The following is a 2,284-nucleotide window of genomic DNA, read 5'->3' on the forward strand; positions in this document are numbered from 1 at the left end:
TCCCAGCTGAGCTAAGATCCCACTTCCTGTGCCTGCCGCTTCAAGAACGCTCTTTCGAAGTGCTCTCTCGCAACCGACTTCGTTAGTATACTATGTGTTTGGCAAAGTGTCAACACTTTTTTTAATTTTTTTTATATTTTATTTTGTTCACAAATTTCCTACTATTTTATCCTTGATGATCGCAAGGATTTCACGTGGAATATAAACCAGCAGTCTCCAGGTTCTGTATCTCGCCGGAATGGGATAAATCTGCCTGCATCCACACTTTCTGCCGATCGCCACACCACGGAACACATGAAAATGATTCGTCACGATCCCGATCGAGGTATCCAGTGTCCCGATCTTCTCCAGGCTGAAATCCAGATTCTCCTTTGTATTGGTGGACCTGTCCTCAAGGATCAGCCGGGAACCGTCAATCCCATGCTCTGTGAGATACCGGTACATTGCCTCCGCCTCGCTGATCTGCTCTCCCTGCCCCTGTCCGCCGGAGAGAACCGCGCGTGTCTCAGGATTCTCCTCAAGATAACGCAAAGCCCTCCTGGTTCGTTCCAGAAGGGCTTTGGATAACCGTGTGCCTGCGACATGTGCGCCAAGCACGATAATATAATCCAGATCTGGCCGGACTTTCATTATCTTCCACAGCAATGTTTGTATTTCTTACCGCTGCCGCACGGACAAGGATCGTTACGGCCAATCTTGTGCGGCTTTACAACTGTACCGGATTTCTTCTGCTCCATGTACAGTTCTTTACGTTTCTCCTCTGTGAAGATCGCATCCCACTGAGGAAGCTGATACAGCCAGTCTGCCTTGGCATCAACCATGTTCTTGTAAAGAAGTTCTTTATCAAAAGCCAGAGTTACTCTGGTGTTCTCATCCATTGTCTCGATCGGGTTCGGGATCTTAAGGCTGTCATTGATTCCGTCAAGAAAACCAACCATAGTCAGGACTTCCTGTCCGTATTTCTCAGCCAGTTCTTTGACTGTACCGCTTACAACTTCGTCCGGATTGGAAAGAAGCTGCTCGTAGATTCCCTTCTCGATATTGAAATAGTTTGCCCAGAATCTCTGGAGCTGATTGCGGTCTGCCTGCTGATCGTAAGCAATTGAACGCCACTGCTCTAAGATTGTTTTATCACTCATTTGTTTTCATCCTCTTTTCAAAAATTTTGCCTGTGCCCCATTATATCATCTTTTCTCACAAAAGACAAATCCCTTTTTATACAAATTATAAGAAAGTTGTATAAAAAGGGATTCACATGCCCATACTATAAATGTCCACCGAAACCCATATCGGCGGCACAGCAAAAGATACAATCTAAGAAATACTTATATCCTCCCCTTACAAGGTCCTGGGACTGACGAAATGCCGCGGTCCCGGGATTTTTATTTGATCCCGTAAGTTTCTTCCATTTCTTTCGCTGCCTGTTTGAGATCTTTAAACTGAATTGTGTGGATTCCTGCCTTTTCTGCACCCTGGCAGTTCTCTGCACGGTCATCAATGAACAACGTCTCCTCTGCTTTCAGATTAAATTTACTGAGCAGTGTCTGATAAATCTCTATATCCGGTTTCATCTGGTTTACATCACAGGAGAAAATAACTCCGTCCATATATTTCAGAAATGGCATTTCATTCTGCTTCGTGCCGTCCAGCATATATCTGCTGTAATTGGACAGGATGTAAAGGTTATATCCCTGCTCCTTAAGATATTTTGTCCAGGTCTCTGCATAGTCCATCTTCGTGACACATCTCGTAGAATTCCTGATAACATCCTCGATATCCTCTGCATACTCCGGAGCCAGTGCCTTGAATTTCTCACGATATTCTCTTTCTTCAAGAAGTCCTTTGTCACGCTCATCCCACACTTCACTCTGGAAGGTTGCCTTTGCGATCTTATCTCTTTTTTCTTTGTCAAAGTGAAAACTGTCCAGATAAGACTGCCAGTTAAATTCCACCAGCACAAGTCCTACGTCAAAAACAATATTTTTGATCATACGTTTATCCTCCTCGTTTTTCTTCTTATTTACAAGTCGAAATACCATCCAGATCACATACCCCATGACTGCCACAAAAAGCACCGTATACAAGGATGCCATAAATGCTTCCTGCGAAAAATCGCCCTTCAATGCAAAAAACATCGGCAGGCAGAAGATGATCAGCAGTGCCACAACACCCAGAAGGGCTGCGATTCTTTTTCCGTTTTTCATAAACACCTCAATATGAAATACGCCGGAGAAAAACTCCCCGGCGCTTTGTAATTTATCCCGAATTATTCATGAGCATATAA

Annotated in this window: 3 protein-coding genes; all 3 read right to left on the minus strand. The window is 44.2% G+C overall.

All coding sequences use genetic code 11. The features are described from left to right. Positions 1–147 precede the first annotated feature (147 nt). On the minus strand, positions 148–630 hold the full coding sequence (locus QZL69_RS03225; protein WP_022213784.1) for a YdcF family protein: 483 nt from the start codon (positions 628–630) through the stop codon (positions 148–150). Beyond that, positions 630–1,139, minus strand: coding sequence for an SEC-C metal-binding domain-containing protein (locus QZL69_RS03230; protein ID WP_022213785.1), 510 nt, complete (start codon positions 1,137–1,139; stop codon positions 630–632). The genes QZL69_RS03225 and QZL69_RS03230 overlap by 1 nt, the downstream gene beginning before the upstream one ends. Before the next feature lie 243 nt (positions 1,140–1,382). Beyond that, on the minus strand, positions 1,383–2,204 hold the full coding sequence (locus tag QZL69_RS03235) for an HAD family hydrolase (protein WP_022213786.1): 822 nt from the start codon (positions 2,202–2,204) through the stop codon (positions 1,383–1,385). Between the last annotated feature and the right edge of the window lie 80 nt (positions 2,205–2,284).

The sequence above is a fragment of the Blautia sp. CAG:237 genome, assembly GCF_000436615.1.
Taxonomy (GTDB): domain Bacteria; phylum Bacillota; class Clostridia; order Lachnospirales; family Lachnospiraceae; genus Blautia_A; species Blautia_A intestinihominis.